Origin of the sequence: Arsukibacterium indicum (assembly GCF_019100565.1) — a bacterium.
GTDB lineage: Bacteria > Pseudomonadota > Gammaproteobacteria > Enterobacterales > Alteromonadaceae > Alishewanella > Alishewanella indicum.
Window position 1 is genome coordinate 584,616 of the sequence record NZ_JAHRID010000001.1, and the last position, 18,020, is coordinate 602,635.

Sequence of the window (18,020 nt, forward strand, 5' to 3'; positions counted from 1 at the left end):
TCTACTCTGGCTTAACTCTGGCTTTATTTACTCTCCCGAACTTACCTGATACACAGGATGAGCCCTGCCCCACTAATTGGCCGCAGGTTCAAAGCTTATCGGTTCAGACTCTTTCGCTTTACCCTGCATTATTGAAATTTCAACCCGACGGTTACGCCGGCGATTTGCTTCAGAGTCGTTTTCAACCAATGGTCTGGTGTCGGCATGCCCCATTACGACCACCCGCTGACGATCAAACTCTGGTGCCCGGATAAGCTCAGTGGCCACTGACACTGCCCGTTTTGCCGATAATTCCCAGTTATTACTGTGCAACTCGTCCGACACCTGGATATCATCGGTGTGGCCGCTTACCGTTATTTCGCCGGGGACATCATTCAACAGAGTTCCAATTTGCTGGATGATAGGCCGGAACCTTGGCTGTAAAAACGATGAACCGGACGGAAAGGAGCCGTTCTCCCGGATCCGGATAATAATTTGCTGGCCGAGTGACTCCAGCTCAATGGCACCGTCGACAATTTGTTGTTCTAGTTGCTCAGCCAGTTTTTTAACCATTTCATTGGTTTGTTCCTGCATTTCCTGAGCTGCGGCTTCGGCTGCCGCTGCTTCCGCATCAGCGGTTTCTTCTGCATTGGCGGCAGACTGGCCACCCGTCATGTCATCACGTTGCTCCTGGCGCCCCCCGGCGGAGTCTTCTTCACCTGCCTGAAACTCAATGACTTGCTGGGTAATTTCCATCGTTTGTTGTTGCAGCGTTTCAATAGGTGTCGGATCAGGCCGACCAGGCCGGAACTCCATCGCAATAACGCTGGTGCCTTTAGGGATGTCTTCCACTTCAATTTTGTTCTGTACACCAAAAGCAAACTTCATTGAACCGGCTATTTGCTTAAATTTCAGCACGTCCATCTCAGAAAACGCCAGCAACAGAACAAAGAAGCACATTAACAATGCCATCAAATCAGCAAAGGTTCCCATATACTGCGGTAGCCCGGGTGGCGGGCATTTACATTCCTGCTCTTCCTGATCGCTCATGCCGGCTCTCCGGCTGCGACCTCGCGTTTACCCTGCGCCAGGTAATTGCGTAAGATGCCTTCAATAACTTTCGGGTTCTGGCCGTCCTGAATGCCCAAAATTGCGTCCAGGATTAATTGATTATTCTGCTTCTCCTGTTGATTACGAATGGCCAGTTTATCTGCCAGCGGTATCGCAATAACGTTTGCAATAAAGGCGCCATATAAGGTTGTTAACAAAGCCACGGCCATTGCCGGCCCAATCGCCTTTGGGTCATCCATATTAGATAACATCGCGACCAGGCCGATAAGGGTACCAATCATGCCCATTGCCGGCGCAACATCACCTAAGCTTCGGAAGATAGCAATTGCCGTTTCATGCCGTTTTTCCGTCAGGCTGATGTCTTTCAGTAAAGTTGCTCTCACCACATCAGCATCGTGACCATCCACCAGCATATTAACGCCCTTTTGCATAAAGGCATTGGGAATGTCTGCTTCTTCCAGCGCTAAAAATCCGCCTTTACGGGCAGAGTCACCGAGTTGAACAGCTTTCTCGATCAGCTCTTCCGGCGCTTCAATTTTAAACATAAAGGCTTTTGCGGCCGCTTTGCCTGCGCCGAGAAACTGGCCCATGGTAAATTTGGCGATAACCACGAAAATTGAACCACCTACCACGATTAGCACTGACACTAAATCAGCAAACATTGCCGGGTCGCCGCTACTGCCAATAATCATCGCCATGACGACAAAACCTATAGCGCCAATCATGCCAACCAGGGTTGCTATATCCACCGTTTACTCCTTAATACAGACCCCAAGCGGGAATTTTGATATTTTTATATTAACTTATAGTCGGTTATCGACAAAACTTCGTAAAGATTGAGCACTGAATTACAGAAAAGAAGTAATTTAGGCTTTCACTTATTCGTTATGATTGACCATAATAGCCTGCTAGGGTAACGTTGCGCACAGTTTTTTTGGGGATAATTATGAGTAAGAAGAAAGCCGATCTGAGTCAGTTTGAGCAGGCGATGGCAGAACTCGAAAATATCGTGCAGCAATTAGAGCAAGGCGACTTATCGCTCGATGCCTCGTTAACCCAGTTTGAACGCGGGATCAGTCTGGTAAAACAAAGTCAGCAACAACTGCAAAGCGCTGAACAGAAAGTCCAGTTACTGTTACAGCAACAACAGCAGGAAAGTCTGCAAGCATTTACACCACCGCCAGGAGAGTAACTTGGCTCCAGAAAGTCTGACGTTGTATCAACAACGGATTGAACAACAATTACAACTGACAATGGCTGCCCAGCCACAATCTGCAAAGCGGTTGCACCAGGCAATGTCATATAGCCTGACAAACGGTGGTAAGCGGATCAGGCCATTTTTGGTCTACGCCTGTGGTACTATGCTTGGTGCATCATTGACCAATCTGGACAGTGCAGCATGCGCCCTGGAATGTGTGCACAGTTATTCACTTATCCATGACGATTTACCGGCCATGGATAACGACGATCTTCGCCGCGGCAAGCCCACTTGCCATAAAGCGTTTGATGAAGCCACAGCAATTCTGGCCGGTGATGCACTGCAAGCGCTGGCGTTCGATATACTAGCCCACGCCGACGGCGATTTAAGCCCACAGCGAAAGCTGAAAAGGCTAGCCATTCTGGCAAACGCAAGCGGCGTAGCGGGTATGTGTGCCGGTCAGGCAATCGATTTAGCCCAGACCAATCAGCACACCGATTTAGCCACACTGGAGCAGATGCATCGCCTGAAAACAGGGGCGTTAATTGAATGTGCCGTACAACTTGCTTATTACAGCAGTGAACTCAACAGCCCTGAGACACTGGATACCCTGACCCGTTTTGCCAGTGCCCTGGGTCTGGCTTTTCAGGTGCAGGACGACATTCTTGATATCGAAAGTGATACCATGGTGCTGGGTAAACCTCAGGGCTCTGATTGTAAAGCGAACAAACTGACCTACCCGGCATTATTGGGGCTGGAACAAGCGAAGGCTAAAGCGCAACAGCTTTATCAGGATGCATTGGCAGCACTGGACTGTTTGTCCTACGATACCAATGAGTTAAAAGCCTTTGCTCAATACATTGTCGCCCGCAAGTTTTAATAAAGGCATTGAAGATGGCATTAGATATGACCGATTTCCCGCTGTTAGCCGCAGCCGATGTGCCTGAGCAACTGCGTAAGTTACCTCAGGATAAATTACCTGCTCTGAGTGCTGAGCTGCGACGTTTTCTGTTAAAAACAGTAAGTCAGAGTAGCGGACACTTCGCTTCTGGTCTGGGCACTGTTGAACTGACAGTGGCTTTACATTACGTCTATAACACGCCGTTTGACCGTCTAATATGGGATGTCGGCCACCAGGCTTATCCGCATAAAATTTTAACCGGCCGGCGCGAGCAAATGCACAGTATTCGCCAGAAAGACGGGTTACATCCTTTTCCCTGCCGGGAAGAAAGTGAATACGATACGCTGACAGTGGGCCATTCCAGCACGTCAATCAGCGCAGCACTGGGTATGGCTATTGCTGCCAGCCAGGCTAAATCAAAACGTAAAGTGGTGGCGGTGATTGGCGATGGCGCTATTACCGCTGGCATGGCATTTGAAGCCCTGAACCATGCCGGAGAAGTGCGGCCTGATATGCTGGTTATTCTTAATGACAACGAAATGTCAATTTCAGAAAATGTCGGCGCGCTAAACCAGTATTTTGCGAGGATTTTATCTGGCAGTTTTTATACCAGCCTGCGCGAAGGCGGTAAGAAGATTCTGCAAGGCGTACCGCCTCTGCATGAATTGGCCAGCCGTGCCGAAGAACATTTTAAAGGAATGGTAACGCCAGGCACTTTTTTTGAAGAATTGGGTTTTAATTATATTGGCCCTATTGATGGCCATGATGTGATTACCCTGGCAGATACTATTCGCAATATGCGTAATTTGAAGGGCCCGCAGCTACTGCATATCGTTACAAAAAAGGGTAAAGGCTATGCACCGGCTGAAGCAGATCCGATTGGCTACCATGCTGTGGCAAAGTTTGACCCGGATGCCAGCAGTCAGCCAGTAAAAAAAGCGGGCAAACCGACGTTTTCCAATATATTTGGTAACTGGTTGTGTGACATGGCGGCAACTGACGAGCGCCTGCAGGGTATTACTCCGGCCATGCGCGAAGGCTCTGATCTGGTGGCTTTTTCCAAGCGTTTCCCCAAGCGGTATTTTGATGTTGCCATTGCAGAGCAACATGCGGTTACCCTGGCTGCCGGTATGGCTATTGAAGGCTTGAAACCTGTAGTCGCTATCTATTCCAGCTTCTTGCAACGCGGCTATGATCAATTAATCCATGATGTGGCCCTGCAAAACCTCGACGTATTGTTTGCTATCGATCGCGCCGGTATTGTCGGTGCTGATGGCCCCACCCACCAGGGTGCTTTTGATATCAGTTTTATGCGCTGTATACCGAATATGCTGCTGATGGTGCCGTCGGACGAAAATGAATGCCGGCAAATGTTATATACTGGCTATCAACATGCCGGACCGGCTGCAGTTCGCTATCCGCGTGGTGTCGGAACGGGTGTTGCAGCAGAGCAACAAATGCAGCTGTTACCACTGGGTAAGGCGAGAGTAGTCCGGCAGGGTAACAAGTTAGCCATTCTGGCCTTTGGTCCGTTACTGAATCAATGTTTGCAGGTGGCAACTGAGCTTAATGCCACGCTGGTTGACATGCGTTTTATAAAACCACTGGATGAAACGCTGCTGCAACAGCTACTTAGCGAGCATAGCCATTTTGTGACAGTGGAAGACAACGCACTGATTGGCGGGGCCGGTTCAGCCGTTAATGACTATCTGCTACAGCAGGGCCACACCGTCAAAGTACTGAACCTGGGTTTACCTGATCAGTTTATTAAACATGGCAGCCAGCAGGAAATCTATGCCGAACTGGCGCTGGACAGTGCTGGCATCAGCCGGCAGATAACAACCTTTGTAAACCGCTAAGCGGACTCAGCCGGATACTCAGCCAGGTTTATTACAGTGCCTGGCTGTCGCCCTGCTCAAACCATACCAACCCTTCTGCCAACAGCTTTTCAATTTGTGCTTCAATATGCGCTGAATCCTCAAATTCAAAGGCGTCCAGCTGCGAGTCAAATGCCAGGGTGGCTACCGCATTTTTACCACTATGCTTAACATGATATAGCGCCAGTTCGGCCAACTGCAGCGATACTTCCCAGTTAATTAACTGTCCACCGAGCAGCGGTAACGGATAGTGAGCATAACCGATTGAACATGTCAGCCGGACGGTTTGGCCATCAGGGAGGTTAAAAGCCGCTTTCGCAATCTGCTCGTTCAGCCGGTAGCTGAACTGACTTACCAGATCGAGCTGAATATCGCGCAGTACCAGCACGAAAGCGGCGCCGCTAAAGCGCACAACGTAGTCAGAACCACGGGTTTCCCGAATTAACAAACCACTGACTTGCTGAATAAGGCTGTCGCCTGCGCTGTTACCGTACTGGTCATTAATTTGCTTAAAGTTATCCAAATCTACGTGCAGCAGCGCCAGACATTTACCCTGATCCTGCATCGACTCACGGTTTCGCTGAAAGTGCTCAATGTCTTTCGGCAACTGTTCAAACATAAAGCGCCGGTTACGAAGTCCCGTCAGGTTATCTTTATGCGTTAACTGGCTAAGCTGTTCATTCAGTTCATTTAATCTGACATTGCTGTTTTCCAGCTCTTGGGTACGCTGTTTTACAAGTCGCTCCAGCTCCTGCTGTTTGTGCAAGGTGTTGCGCCTGACCAGCCACATGACACCATATAAGCAACATAACAGCAGTAACAACCACAACGAGCGGTATAGCAGGGTTTCATCAAATCGCTCGGGCACAACTAATAATAAGCTGGTTTCGGTGGCTGATTGCCAGCTGTGGCCACTCAGACGCACCTGCAGCTTAAATACAAAGTTACCTGGTGGCAGATTGGTATAAACAGCTTCCCGCCGCTGTTCTACCTCATGCCAGCGACTGTCGAAGCCTTCCAGCCGGTAACGGAATTGCAAGGCGTCAGGTTTAATAAACTCCAGAGCAGAGTAATGCAAGGTGACATTGCGTTCATTCATTTCCAGAACCAGTCGTTGCTGGCCCTGAGCAAGCTGGTATTGCTGGCTGGTTGTAACCTGCTTAATTTGCGGCTTTAACACCTGCTCAGACATCTGCTTTAAATTTGCCTGTACGGCGATTAATCCGTTCAGTGTCGGAAACCAGTATTCGTCCTGCCACCGCACTATTTTGGCCTGGCCAGCGCCGTTACAACAACGATTAGGACCACTGCCTAACTGCCGGTCAAATGGGGTCAATACTTCATCAATTAAAAACGGCTGACTGCTGCTGACAGGTAATGTCGCCAGCGCCAGGCGGTAAATCCCTTTGTGGCTGCTAACCCAAACCTGTTGCTGTTTCGCGTCGTAACTGAAACTGACCGCTGGTCCATGTGGCATACCATTGCCACTATGCAACTGCAACCATTGCTGATCAGGCCGGCGGATAAAAATACCATCATCAATGGTACTAACCATTACGCTGCCATCGGGTAACGCAATAAGCGCCAGAATATAGCTGTTGTATAGCGGGGTGCCCACGCCAAGCCGTTGCAGGTTGTCATCTTGATACTGATATAAACCGCGGGTAGTACCAACAAACAGCTGTGCTGAAGTTTGCTGCAACGCCGTAATATTTCGGGATTCAAACTGTTCATTTAAATGCGACAACGTTAACTTATTGTCTGTCGCGTGATACAAACCGCGAACGCCGCCCAGCCAGACTCCACCATCAATGGCAGGTTGTACAACTTTGACGGTGTTTCCCTGTAAACTTGGAAATGGCACACTGAGCTGAAGGTTGCGCAGATTATATTGCAATAGGCCGCTGTCGGTACCGAGCCAGAGTAGCCGAGGTTCAGGCCAATGGAAAGCATGTATGGTTTGATTACCCAACACACTGGCATCGAGCAAGGTGGTAAAGTTGCCAGATGTATCCAGTAATTGTAACGCCGATTGACTGGCAACGATCAGCTGATCGTCCGGTGTTACACCGACACTACGAACTACCGGGTCTGGCAAACCTTCACTAACCCGGCGGATATTGCCAGCTGCAGCCCGGTAAATACCGTCGCTGTAGCTGGCCAGCCAGATATTCTGCTGCTGATCTTCATAAATGTCACTGAACCAGGGGGTGGTGCCAAGCTCTGTTGTGGTAACAGTTTGCCAGCTTTGCGGGCGCTGACGATAAAACAGCTTACGGTATGTAGAAATCCAGCTACCTTGCTGGCTGTCTTTAAAAAGCCGGTAAACCGCGCTATGTTCACCATCTGGCAACTGGCACTTCTGAATCACACCTGCAGGGGTTAAATGATAAAAACCAGTTTCGCTGGCAAGATGCAGACCCTGCTCGGTTACTGTTAAGTCATACACCGGGGTCTGGGCAAGTTCCAGCGGTAACGGATACATTTGCAACTGCTGATGACCATCATTGCTTAGCTGATAAATATGCTCGGCACTGCTGACCCAGATACCTTCGCTCGCTTTTTCAAGCTGATGGACCTGGCTGCGGACGGCGTCAATCCGACTGATCTTACCGTTTTTTATCCTGAATAAATTATCTGCTGCTACCCAGATTTCGTCATCAGTCACTGCTATCAGTGCCGTTACTTCAGCCACTATCGGGTAGCGTTCAAACTTAAGGGTTGCCGGATCAAAGCCGGACAATCCAGCCTTAGTCCCAACCCAGATATAGCCACTTTTATCGCGCAGTAGCCTGGTAATACTGTTGCTGGCTAAGTGGCGGGTATTATCAGTAATAAAATGTTCAAACTGCAGGCCATCAAAACGGTTCAGGCCATATAGGGTACCAAGCCACAAATAACCAAGGTTATCCTGAACAACAGTTCGGACAGAATTACTGGAGAGGCCATCGTTGCTGGTCCAGTGTCTGATATCAAAATCATACACTGACTGCTCTGCTTGCCCGGAGACTTCAGCTGTTGCGGCTTCAGTAATCGCTTTGCTCTTATCCTGAACAACCTGAGCGCTGAGGGGACTAAACAAACTCAGCAGAAACACAATACCCGGTAATATTACGTTTTTCATTCCCTTGTCCTGCGTTCCTTCCCCCGCCAACGGCTAACTCAGCAGCTGATAGTATAAAAGTAGTTGTAATATCAACCAGGCTGGCACGGCAGCCATTAAATCGTCGAGCATAATACCCAGCCCACCATGGATACGTCTGTCTAACCAGCGTATTGGCCAGGGTTTCAGAATATCAAAAAAGCGGAATAATAAAAAACCAATTAACAGACTTTGCACACTTACCGGCACCAGCAGCATGGTTAAGGCATAGCCTATAATTTCATCCCAGACAATTGCACCATGATCGTGCTCGCCAACATCGCGTGCTGTTTTACCACAGATATAAATGCCAAGTACGGTTCCAGCAAGCAGAAACACCAGATACCAGACAAGACCCAGCGCAGCCAATGCAATAACAAAGGGGATCGCCACCAGGGTCCCGAAGGTTCCGGGTGCACGGGGTGCAAGGCCAGCGCCAAAACCCAGTGCCAGCATATGCTGCCAGCGACTCAACTGAAATTTAGTCTTAGTCATGGAAAATGATTAAACCCCTGATGCTGATATTCAAAGGGTTGCTCACCAGCCTTCAATTCCAGCTTGCCAGCTACGCCCGTGATCCTGCCAATACAGCTTACAGGCACGCCATAGGGTGACAGCAAGACATCAAGGCTGCCACGCTTACTTTCAGGAACCGTGAACAACAACTCGTAATCTTCGCCCCCTGACAAGGCCATTTTCAGCGCCGTACTTTGATCACAGCTGTCTTTTAATGCCTGTGATAAAGGTAGTTTATTGACATCTATGTAAGCACCAACTCCGGAGCGGCGCAGAATATGCGGCAAATCACCACACAGGCCATCAGAAATATCCATGGCACTACTGGCCACGTTGCGTAATGCCTGCCCCAACGCTACCCGGGCTGATGGAAAATGAAAACGCTGTAACAAATGTGCCTGATGTTTCTTACTGGCCTCAGCATGACCTTGACACACTTTTAAGCCCAGCGCAGCATCACCCAGCGTACCGGTAACGTAGATAAAGTCACCCACGTTTGCGCCGGAACGGGTAATAGCCCGGCCACGCGGCACCTGGCCCTTGGCAATCATCGTCAGGCTAAGCGGACCACGGGTGGTGTCGCCCCCGACCAGGCGACAATTATAATAATCAGCGGTTTCGGCAAGACCGGCCGCAAACTGACGTAGCCAGTCTTCATCAACATTTGGCAAAGTCAGTGCCAGTGACAACCAGGACGGTTCAGCGCCCATTGCTGCTAAATCGCTGACATTTACCGTCACCAACTTATGGCCCAATGCTCTTGGATCAACATCAGGAAAAAAATGAGTACCACAAACCATTGTGTCGGTTGTGACGACCAGATCATAGCCATCACGCATTTGCAACACAGCACCATCATCGCCGACACCAACCACTACATCCTGGCGGGCAATACCGGCATCAGCAAAGAAGCTGGCAATAAGTTCAAATTCACCCATAGTATGTAAAAAAGCCGACGAATGCCGGCTCTCCGTTAGTTTGTCCTTAACACCCGGACGGCTTTATCAAGAATACCATTGACAAATTTATGACTGTCATCTGCCGCGAAGGCTTTTGCCAGTTCAATGGCCTCGTTGATAATAACTTTATAAGGTACATCCAGCCGGTATTTGAGCTCGTATGCCGACACCCGTAACACCGCTTTTTCAACCAGGTCGATATCTTCAAACGGTCTTTCCAGATAGGGTTTTAATGCTTCATCCAGTTTGCTGTGATGCAGCACAACGCCACGCAAAATATCCTGAAAGTAAGCAACATCTAATTGCTTAACATTATTCTCCAGCAATAATTGCTGTTCAATATCGGCAATGGGGTTCTGACTAACCTGCCAACTGTAAATGCCCTGTACTGCCAGTGAACGCGACTGACGACGCACATTTGGTTTCATAAGTTTTCCTGTTACAGCTGGTCCAGAACGTTAACCATTTCCAGCACCGACATTGCCGCTTCTGCGCCTTTATTGCCTGCTTTGGTGCCGGCCCGCTCAATTGCCTGCTCAATGCTATCTACCGTCAACACACCAAACGCAACCGGTAAATTATAGGCCAGCGCTACCTGACCGATCCCTTTGGTACATTCGCCAGACACGTATTCAAAATGTGGTGTGCCGCCACGGATCACCGCACCCAGGGCGATAATCGCATCATACTTTTTGCTGGCAGCAACCCGTTGCAACGCCAGCGGCATTTCAAAAGCGCCAGGAATGCGAACCACGGTAATATCATCTTCAGCTACATTGCCAACCCGCTTTAAGGTATCCAGTGCACCTTCCAACAGGCTTTCAACGATAAAACCATTAAACCGTGCCACCACTAACGCGAACTTCTTGTCCTTGGCCGCATAGCCGGCTTCAATTACTTGCATGGTAAATCCTCTCGAATCTGGGGCTGCAAAAATCAGCCGCGCATAATATCACAAAAACCGCAAATGCGGCATCGCTGTTATTCTGATACGTAATCAACCACTTCCAGACCAAAGCCAGATAAGGCATGGTATTTTTTCGGCTGACTTAATAAGCGCATTTTCTTTACCCCCAGACTGGCCAGAATTTGCGAGCCAACACCAACATTTCGTGATGTACCCTTCCAGGGAGAGGTTTTCGGCTGCTCGCCTTTGTCTTCTGCCTCAAACGCCTGCACCATCCGTACCAGCTCAGCCGTCGATTCATGCTTGCCTAATAACACCAGCACCCCACCTTCTTCAGCAATCCGTTTCATGGCAGTGTGCAGCGGGAAGCTACGATTGGCAGCACGGTCGGCCAACAGCAGATCAGAAAAGGTGTTGTGTAAATGTACCCGCACCAGGGTAGGTTCTTCCGGTTTAACATCACCCTTTACCAAAGCAAAATGCAGTTGATTATCGATGGTGTCTTTGAAGGTGACTAACTGGAAATCGCCTACCTCAGTTGGCAACTGACAGGTGGCTACTTTTTCAATTGTAGTTTCATTTAAATTACGATATTCGATTAAGTCAGCAATGGTGCCAATTTTGATATTATGCTCACGGGCAAAAACCTCTAAATCGGGCCGTCTGGCCATGGTTCCGTCGTCATTAAGAATTTCAACAATTACAGCAGCTGGCTCCAGCCCGGCCAACCGGGCTAAATCACAACCGGCTTCAGTGTGGCCGGCTCTGACCAGCACTCCACCGTCCTGCGCCATTAACGGAAAAATATGCCCGGGCTGAACGATATCTGCCGGGCTGGCGTCGCGGGCAACCGCTGCCTTAACGGTTCTGGCCCGGTCAGCTGCAGAAATCCCGGTAGTCACTCCTTCCGCCGCTTCAATAGATACCGTGAAATTTGTAGCAAAAGGCGATTTATTGGCGTCTACCATTAAGGGCAAGTTTAATTGTTTGCAACGCTTTTTACTCAAAGTCAGACAAATAAGGCCCCGACCGTGCTTGGCCATAAAGTTAATCGCCTCGGGTGTCACGTAATCCGCGGCCATCACCAGATCGCCTTCATTCTCACGGTCCTCATCATCCATCAGCACGACCATTTTACCCTGACGAATGTCATCGATAATTTCAGCAGGCGTATTCAGTTGCATAAAAACCCTTGTTCTAAGTTGGTTCAATAATACCGGTCAAGATCACGCAGCTGGCACCGGTCGTTAATATGTAATTAGTTCACACTGTAAGCCTGTTATGTCTAACTTAACCAGGCCCAGCAAGAACCGCTGTCAGCCTTATATCCGGCCCGAGCCGGCAAACATCATCAAACGCAAAGCGATGTGCCTGGCTAAGATCACCAAGCTGAGGCAAGTCGGCCATGGCTCTTGCCTGCGGCCCCAACATTACCGGTGCCTGATACAAAATAAACTCATCTACCAGTTCCTGGTGTAATAAAGCCCCGGCCAGCGTAGCGCCTGCCTCTACCCAGACACTGCGTACCTGACGTTCAGCCATCAGTGCTAACAGGGCAGGCAAATCAAAGTAGCCATCAGCAGCTAGCGGCACCACTTGTTGCTGCACATGAGAAGGCATAGTGCGTAGCGGCTTATCTGGGGCAACACACAATAAAATGGCGCCAGCGGATTTGAAAAGTAGCTCGCGCCCCGTTAATTGTTGTCGCCGGTCCAGAATAACCCGCAACGGCTGACGCAACTCACCATTCTGTAATGTCGTTATCACTGGCTCATGCTTTGGCTGACGCACCGTTAAGCGGGCATTATCTGCCAGTACAGTGCTGGCGGTTGATAAAATTGCGCTGCTTTGTGCCCGGTAAAACTGGACATCTGCTCTGGCTTTAGGGCCAGTAATCCATTGGCTCTGGCCATTTGCCAGGGCGGTACGACCATCAATACTGGCGGCCAGCTTCAGCTTCAGCCAGGGCTTTTTCCGCTCCATAGCGCTCAGAAAACCCCGGTTTAAGGCTCTTGCCTCTGTAGCCATTATCCCGCAATCAACTGCTACTCCCGCTTGTTGCAGCAACGCAACACCCTTACCGGCAACCAGTGGATTCGGGTCAAGCATAGCGACCACCACCCGCTTTACACCGGCAGTGATTAACGCATTTGCGCACGGTGGTGTACGGCCAAAATGGCTGCAGGGTTCCAGTGTCACGTAACAGGTTGCACCACGGGCATACTCACCTGCCTGTTCCAGTGCATACACCTCAGCATGGCCGTCACCAGCCTGATGATGGTAGCCCTCGCCCACTACCTTGCCTTCCTTGACAATGATAGCGCCGACATTCGGGTTAGGGTCGGTGGTATAACGACCTTTGGCGGCTAACTCAATGGCCAGCGCCATATAGTGGTTATCGGCTGTATCCAAAGCCACTATTGCTCTCCAAGGCGGGCAATTTCTTCACCAAATTCACGTATATCTTTAAATGAACGGTACACCGATGCAAAGCGAACGTAAGCCACTTTATCCACTTTCACCAGTTCATCCATAATCAGATTACCCAGCATATTACTGGCCAGTTCACGCTCACCGGTCGCCCGCAACTGAGATTTAATTTTCTGAATAAGCTGTTCAATCTGTTCAGTAGATACCGGCCGTTTTTCCAGTGACCGTAACAAACCGTTTCGAAGCTTGTCTTCGTTAAATGGCTCACGTGAGCCATCCCGCTTAATAATTCGCGGCATAACCAGTTCAGCAGCCTCAAAAGTGGTAAACCGTTCGTGGCAAGCCAGACACTCCCGGCGCCGGCGAACCTGATGACCATCGGCAACTAATCTGGAGTCAATTACTTTAGTGTCATCAGCATTACAAAAGGGACAATACATGGGCACTTCCCATCGATATAGACAAAATGGCCATAGATAAAAATGGCCGCAAATGCGGCCATAATAGCACTAAATTAACGATTAAGCATAAACCGGAAAGCGACTGCACAACTGGCCAACATCGGCTTTCACCCGTTCAATTACGCTTTCGTCATTAATATTGTCCAGCACGTCACAAATAAAACCTGCAACCTGACGCGCCTGCTCTTCTTTAAAACCACGGCGGGTTATGGCTGGGGTGCCAATCCGTAAACCGCTGGTTACAAAAGGTGAACGCGGATCATTTGGTACGGAGTTTTTATTCACCGTAATGTGCGCCCTACCTAAGGCCGCATCGGCATCTTTACCGGTAATATCTTTATCAATCAGATCCATCAGAAATAAATGGTTCTCCGTACCGCCGGATACAATTTTATAGCCACGTTTAATCATTTCATCGCACATGGCTTTGGCATTACTTAATACCTGTTGCTGATACACTTTAAATTCCGGCTCTAACGCTTCTTTAAATGCCACGGCTTTAGCAGCAATAACATGCATTAACGGACCACCCTGGCTACCAGGGAATACAGCAGAATTCAGCTTCTTCTCAACAGCCTCGTTCTTGCGGGCCAGAATTAAACCGCCACGAGGGCCTGCCAGCGTTTTATGGGTAGTGGTAGTAACAACATCTGCCACCGGCACCGGGTTTGGATATAAGCCGGCAGCGACCAGGCCAGCAACATGCGCCATATCAACTAACAGATAGGCTCCGACTTTGTCGGCTATATCCCGAAAACGTTGCCAGTCAACAATGCCTGAATACGCAGAAAAACCGGCGATAATTAATTTGGGTTTATGTTCAAGCGCTAACGCTTCAGCCTGATCATAATCAATTACGCCTGTTTCAGGGTGCAAGCCATATTGAACAGCTTTATAAAGTTTACCTGACGAGCTGACATGTGAACCGTGAGTCAAATGGCCACCATGCGCCAGGCTCATCCCTAAAATGGTATCACCAGCCTCTAACAAGGCTAAAAATACTGCAGCATTCGCTTGCGAACCTGCGTGTGGCTGAACATTAGCGTAATCAGCACCAAACAATTGTTTTGCCCGGGCAATCGCTAAATCCTCTGCAATATCAACAAACTCGCAGCCACCGTAATAACGTTTATGCGGATAACCTTCCGCATACTTGTTGGTAAGCTGCGACCCTTGCGCCTGCAAAACTCGCGGACTGGCATAGTTCTCAGATGCGATCAACTCGATATGCGCTTCCTGTCTGGCGGTTTCATCGGTGATTGCCTGCCACAATTCCGGATCAAAATCGGCAATATTCATTTCACGCTTTAACATGCTTTCTCCTGGGCGCGGGTTACGCTAACTGGTTTTAATTTCAGGGGGATATAAATTGGCGCTTATTCTACCCTGATTTTATTCCGGATGCACCGAAAATATAGCCATCTGGCCGTCTGCTACTGCCTCATATCAGTTTCGCTGATAAACTGCACAACATGCTTTACAGTCCTTAGCGCTTTACAAGATAACTACAGCGGACTACCATACTGTATATCAATACAGCTCTTGCTAACCTATGACCAGTCAGCGCAAAATTATTCATATCGATATGGATTGCTTTTTCGCCGCAGTTGAAATGCGTGATAATCCGGCGCTGGCCAATATTCCGTTGGCTATTGGCGGCAGCCGCAGCAGTCGCGGTGTGATAGCCACCTGTAATTATCCGGCGCGGGCGTTTGGCGTGCGCTCAGCAATGCCCACCGCTCAGGCACTGAAGTTATGTCCGCAACTGCACTTAATGGCTGGCAGTATGGACAAATATAAAATGGTTAGCAGGCAAATACGGGCTATTTTCCAGCGTTACAGTGATGTAATAGAGCCTTTATCACTGGATGAAGCTTTTATCGATGTCAGTCAGAGCAGCCACTTTGGTGGCAGCGCCACCCGGATTGCAGAGGATATCCGCCGGGTAATTCTGGCTGAAACCGGCTTAACAGCATCTGCAGGGGTGGCGCCCAATAAGTTTTTGGCGAAAATTGCCAGTGATGAAAATAAGCCTGATGGTTTATTTGTTATTACCCCAGACCAGGTCGCTGCTTTTGTCAAAAAGTTACCGTTGGCAAAAATACCCGGAGTAGGCAGCAAAACAGCAGAGCGCCTGGCCCGGCTTGGCTTAAACCACTGCCAGGACATTGTCAGTTGTGATCTGGCAATACTGGTCAAGCATTTTGGTAGCATGGCCGATACGTTGCTTAAACGCAGCCAGGGAATCGATGATCGCCCGGTACGCACCGAGCGTCAGGCCAAATCAGTCGGGGTGGAAAACACCCTGGCAGAGGATATCAGTAATTATCAGGATTGTGTGCAAGCGTTACAGTTGTTATGGCCTAAATTACAACAGCGGTTAGGGCAGCAGGGCGACAAGGGGTTGCAGAAAATTGGCGTTAAACTGAAGTTCAGTGATTTTCGGCAGACCACTGTTGAATGTCAGGCCCAAACCGTCAGTTTGGAGCAGTTTGTACCGCTACTTCATCAGGCATGGCAGCGACGGCAACAGCAAGGTGTCCGATTGGTTGGCTTACACCTTGGCTTCAGCTCACCGAACCCCGGCCAGCTCTGCCTGCCATTTGAGGTTGCTGGCAGTCGTTAGCTTTCCAATTACACATTAATCAGTTCTGATGCCAGCCACGTTCAACAGTTTTTATGCGTGTATAGTTAGCCAGGCAACAGATATAAAAAAGCCAGCCCAATGGCTGGCTCTTTACAAAAAATCAGATTAACCGGTTACAGTGACGTTTTCAGCCTGTGGACCTTTCTGACCTTCGGTAACTTCGAAAGTTACGCGCTGACCTTCAACTAAAGTTTTGCGGCCGGTGCCATTGATAGCGCGGAAATGAACGAATACGTCTTTGCCGCCTTCGCGCTCGATGAAGCCAAAACCTTTATCTTCGTTGAACCACTTAACTGTACCAGAAATTAACTGTGACATAACACTCTCTTACTTTAACTAAATTTGCCGAGTTTTCGGCGACTTAAATATTCTCGGCCAGCTAATCGAGCGGCAAAATATTCAACCGCATTATCAGTTAAGCTGATCATGTGGTCAACATAAATACCCGACGAGCAGAAAATATATTTCTTAACCGGCCGTACCAGCTAAATCGCATCTGCCAGAACGGTTTACCGTCAGCTGGTACGACTTACGCGTTTTCAGTGTAGCAGCAAAATCGCTGAACATTTAAGCAACCCAAAATTTATTTTTTACGCCGTACCGGACCGCTGCCGTCATCGCCCCCCTCAAAAAACGGCGCTGACTTCACTTTAGCATTAACGGCCTTTGCCGGACGAGGCCTGCGAGCCTTATCAGGTGATGCGCTCTTACGCTCCGTTTTAGTTTTTCCTGTCAGTGTTTTAATACCACTAAAACGCGCAGGCAAGTCCTCAACAACGGAAAACTCAACTGCATGGCGTAAAAACTTTTCTATATTCTGTAAGCTGGGCCAATCTTTTGGCCCCACCAGTGATAGTGCCTGCCCTTTGGCTCCGGCCCGCCCGGTGCGGCCAATCCTGTGCACGTATTCTTCAGGGTGTTTCGGTAAGTCGAAATTAATAACATGTGAAACCTGCAGTAAATCCAACCCCCGTGAGGCTAAATCTGTCGTTACCAGCACTTGGAATTTGCCAGTGGCAAATTGCTGCATCACGCTGTTGCGCTGCTGCTGAGCCAGTTTGCCGCTTAGCGCAATTGCGGTAAAACCGGCAGCTTCACAAACGCCGGTTAATCGCTCCGCATCAGCGCGGGTCGCAGTAAACATAATAAGCTGCTTTATATCCTGCTGCTGCAAAAAATGCTGCAGCAAGGCTTCCTTATGGCTTAAATTATCGGCAAGAAAAAATTGTTGTTCGATATCCTGATGCTGCTGATAGCCCGCCCCCACAGCTATCCGGTAAGGGTTCTTCAGTAGTGCCAACGCCAGATTGTCTACCTCGGCATGATCCAGTGTGGCTGAAAATAACAATGTCTGGCGCAAACGGTGGCTGGCGGCTTTGTTGATAACAGTAAGCTGTGGCAGAAAGCCAAGGTCCAGCATCCGGTCAGCTTCATCCAGAATCAACATCTCCAAACCTTGTAAAAACAGGGTTTTATGCTCAAGGTGATCGACAAAGCGCCCTGGCGTTGCCACCACAACTGCTGGCTGACGTTTCAGGATTTTTTCCTGATCATTAAAGTTTTCGCCACCAACAATCAGCGCAGCCGTCACAGGCGTATTGGCTACCAGTAAGCGCAACTGGGCATATACCTGCTTGGCCAGTTCACGGGTTGGTGCCAAAATTAACGCCCGGGCATCCTGTTTCGACAAAGCCCGGCTTTTCAGCAGTCGCTGCATCATTGGTAGCAAATATGCCAGGGTTTTACCCGAGCCCGTCTGAGACGACACGATTAAATCGCGGCCTACCATCACTGCCGGTATTGCTTCTTGCTGGATCTCAGTGGGCCTGGCAAAGCCCAGATGCTGAACAGACCGCAGTAACCGCGGATCTAATGCTAAATCTTTAAATGGCAAAATTAACCTCATCAGCTTGGAGTACTGGTATATGATAA

Annotated in this window: 17 protein-coding genes; 4 read left to right on the plus strand and 13 right to left on the minus strand. The window is 49.2% G+C overall.

Annotation, left to right across the window (positions count from 1 at the left end; translation table 11 throughout):
- Positions 1 to 72: 72 nt before the first annotated feature.
- Complete coding sequence (locus KQY15_RS02825) at positions 73 to 1,029, minus strand: flagellar motor protein MotB (RefSeq protein WP_217667000.1); 957 nt, start codon at positions 1,027 to 1,029, stop codon at positions 73 to 75.
- A complete protein-coding gene (gene pomA, locus KQY15_RS02830) occupies positions 1,026 to 1,799 on the minus strand; it encodes a flagellar motor protein PomA (RefSeq protein ID WP_217667002.1) in 774 nt (257 codons plus the stop codon). Before pomA ends, KQY15_RS02825 begins: the two co-directional genes overlap by 4 nt.
- Before the next feature lie 197 nt (positions 1,800 to 1,996).
- Here pomA and KQY15_RS02835 point away from each other — a divergent pair, with 197 nt between their 5' ends.
- Genes KQY15_RS02835 through dxs form a run of 3 tightly spaced genes read left to right on the plus strand, consistent with a single transcriptional unit; the run spans position 1,997 to position 5,008 of the window.
- Positions 1,997 to 2,242, plus strand: a complete 246-nt coding sequence (locus KQY15_RS02835) for an exodeoxyribonuclease VII small subunit (protein ID WP_217667004.1) — start codon at positions 1,997 to 1,999, stop codon at positions 2,240 to 2,242.
- Position 2,243: 1 nt separating this feature from the next.
- Entirely contained in the window at positions 2,244 to 3,128 is an 885-nt protein-coding gene (ispA, locus tag KQY15_RS02840) for a (2E,6E)-farnesyl diphosphate synthase (RefSeq protein WP_217667006.1), read from the plus strand.
- 14 nt (positions 3,129 to 3,142) lie between these two features.
- Positions 3,143 to 5,008 carry a 1-deoxy-D-xylulose-5-phosphate synthase gene (dxs, locus tag KQY15_RS02845; protein ID WP_217667008.1) on the plus strand — a complete coding sequence of 622 codons (1,866 nt, stop codon included), beginning with the start codon at positions 3,143 to 3,145 and terminating at the stop codon, positions 5,006 to 5,008.
- Positions 5,009 to 5,039: 31 nt separating this feature from the next.
- Here the strand turns inward: dxs and KQY15_RS02850 are convergent, their stop codons facing one another.
- From KQY15_RS02850 to glyA, 9 genes are all read right to left on the minus strand, one after another.
- Complete coding sequence (locus KQY15_RS02850) at positions 5,040 to 8,150, minus strand: ligand-binding sensor domain-containing protein (protein ID WP_217667010.1); 3,111 nt, start codon at positions 8,148 to 8,150, stop codon at positions 5,040 to 5,042.
- A gap of 33 nt (positions 8,151 to 8,183) precedes the next feature.
- Positions 8,184 to 8,663, minus strand: coding sequence for a phosphatidylglycerophosphatase A family protein (locus tag KQY15_RS02855; RefSeq protein ID WP_217667012.1), 480 nt, complete (start codon positions 8,661 to 8,663; stop codon positions 8,184 to 8,186).
- A complete protein-coding gene (thiL, locus tag KQY15_RS02860) occupies positions 8,660 to 9,622 on the minus strand; it encodes a thiamine-phosphate kinase (protein ID WP_217667014.1) in 963 nt (320 codons plus the stop codon). Before thiL ends, KQY15_RS02855 begins: the two co-directional genes overlap by 4 nt.
- Positions 9,623 to 9,657: 35 nt before the next feature.
- Entirely contained in the window at positions 9,658 to 10,071 is a 414-nt protein-coding gene (nusB, locus tag KQY15_RS02865; protein WP_217667016.1) for a transcription antitermination factor NusB, read from the minus strand.
- Positions 10,072 to 10,082: 11 nt separating this feature from the next.
- Positions 10,083 to 10,547, minus strand: coding sequence for a 6,7-dimethyl-8-ribityllumazine synthase (gene ribH, locus KQY15_RS02870; protein WP_217667018.1), 465 nt, complete (start codon positions 10,545 to 10,547; stop codon positions 10,083 to 10,085).
- A 77-nt stretch (positions 10,548 to 10,624) separates the two neighbouring features.
- Positions 10,625 to 11,734, minus strand: coding sequence for a bifunctional 3,4-dihydroxy-2-butanone-4-phosphate synthase/GTP cyclohydrolase II (gene ribBA, locus KQY15_RS02875; RefSeq protein ID WP_217667020.1), 1,110 nt, complete (start codon positions 11,732 to 11,734; stop codon positions 10,625 to 10,627).
- A gap of 106 nt (positions 11,735 to 11,840) precedes the next feature.
- On the minus strand, positions 11,841 to 12,968 hold the full coding sequence (ribD, locus tag KQY15_RS02880; RefSeq protein WP_308160218.1) for a bifunctional diaminohydroxyphosphoribosylaminopyrimidine deaminase/5-amino-6-(5-phosphoribosylamino)uracil reductase RibD: 1,128 nt from the start codon (positions 12,966 to 12,968) through the stop codon (positions 11,841 to 11,843).
- Positions 12,968 to 13,420 (minus strand): transcriptional regulator NrdR, encoded by a 453-nt coding sequence (gene nrdR / locus KQY15_RS02885; protein WP_019674770.1) that lies wholly within the window; start codon positions 13,418 to 13,420, stop codon positions 12,968 to 12,970. Before nrdR ends, ribD begins: the two co-directional genes overlap by 1 nt.
- A gap of 81 nt (positions 13,421 to 13,501) precedes the next feature.
- Positions 13,502 to 14,755, minus strand: coding sequence for a serine hydroxymethyltransferase (gene glyA, locus KQY15_RS02890; protein ID WP_217667022.1), 1,254 nt, complete (start codon positions 14,753 to 14,755; stop codon positions 13,502 to 13,504).
- A gap of 238 nt (positions 14,756 to 14,993) precedes the next feature.
- On the opposite strand from glyA, the gene dinB reads away from it, so the two are divergent.
- On the plus strand, positions 14,994 to 16,067 hold the full coding sequence (dinB, locus tag KQY15_RS02895) for a DNA polymerase IV (RefSeq protein ID WP_217667024.1): 1,074 nt from the start codon (positions 14,994 to 14,996) through the stop codon (positions 16,065 to 16,067).
- A gap of 126 nt (positions 16,068 to 16,193) precedes the next feature.
- Here dinB and KQY15_RS02900 read toward each other — a convergent pair whose 3' ends face one another.
- Both KQY15_RS02900 and KQY15_RS02905 read right to left on the minus strand, forming a co-directional pair.
- Positions 16,194 to 16,406 carry a cold-shock protein gene (locus KQY15_RS02900; RefSeq protein WP_019674773.1) on the minus strand — a complete coding sequence of 71 codons (213 nt, stop codon included), beginning with the start codon at positions 16,404 to 16,406 and terminating at the stop codon, positions 16,194 to 16,196.
- Positions 16,407 to 16,671: 265 nt separating this feature from the next.
- The gene (locus tag KQY15_RS02905; RefSeq protein WP_217667026.1) at positions 16,672 to 17,994 is read right to left on the minus strand and encodes a DEAD/DEAH box helicase; all 1,323 of its coding nucleotides are present in this window, start codon (positions 17,992 to 17,994) and stop codon (positions 16,672 to 16,674) included.
- Positions 17,995 to 18,020 lie beyond the last annotated feature (26 nt).